Source organism: Pelagihabitans pacificus (genome assembly GCF_009371985.2).
GTDB lineage: Bacteria > Bacteroidota > Bacteroidia > Flavobacteriales > Flavobacteriaceae > Pelagihabitans > Pelagihabitans pacificus.
The window spans coordinates 1-911 of record NZ_VIKU02000018.1 but is presented as its reverse complement, the minus strand read 5'-3'; the positions used below and the strand labels follow the sequence as shown (position 1 = coordinate 911).

The following is a 911-nucleotide window of genomic DNA, read 5'->3' as shown; positions in this document are numbered from 1 at the left end:
GACTGTATTTCCGGACCGTCGGAAATAATAACCCATAACCATGACGGGTTGTTGGTGGAAGACCAAAATATCGAGGCCATGGCCGTACAACTGCACCAACTGATGAACGATGACTCCTTAAGGGCGAAACTAGCAAGAAATGCCCCTAGGGCACTGGATAAGTTCTCAATCGAAAATGTTGGGCGACAATGGGAGGACATGTTCCGAAAAGTCCTGGCCGACAATTGACCATTGGGGCTTGCGCCCATTCAGAAATTCCGACCGGAAAAATTCGAACGAGAACTAAATAAGTATCAACAAAAAGTCACTTTTGGCAAACCAAAAACAAATGAAGCCCATTATATTTCTTTAAACATTGAATTCTATAGACAAGACGACGAGCACTAAAAAGGTGTAACCTTATTTTTACCAAATAATCACTTGATTAGTTCAAACAAAAATATCATTATGCACAAACCATTAAGAATTGATTTTTTGACCAGTTCCATGGAGGCCGGAGGCGCCCAAAGGGTAATCAGTATCCTTGCAAATTATCTGGCCGATAAGGGATACTCGGTAAGGATAATTACTTTTTGGGGACCCGACCACTATGAATTGAACGATACCATCGAACGGGTTAGGTTGCATAAACATCCACTGTTCCACTCGATTATCTTCAATGGTTTCTTCAATTTGATGTCATTTTATCGGAAAAAAAGCAATCGTCCCGATATCCTTAGTTCGCACATGGACCTGCTTGGTCTTGTTTCGATTCCCAATTCTTTAATTTACAACATAAAAGTCATCGTATCTGAACACAACAACCATCTTGCCTATAACAACCGGGCACAAAGCTTCTGTTGGAACTATCTTTATCCCAAAGCCGATATGGTGACCATACTCACCGAGTTCGATAAAGAGCATTTTTTGAA

2 protein-coding genes are annotated in these 911 nt (G+C 40.9%); both read left to right on the top strand.

Annotated elements, in window-relative coordinates:
• Positions 1-228, top strand: a 228-nt coding sequence (locus FK220_RS19965) for a glycosyltransferase (protein ID WP_152575571.1), incomplete at its 5' end; no start/stop codon positions are given.
• Between the two features lie 219 nt (positions 229-447).
• Positions 448-911 (top strand): glycosyltransferase (locus FK220_RS19960; RefSeq protein ID WP_152576127.1); only part of this gene is annotated, 464 nt, incomplete at its 3' end.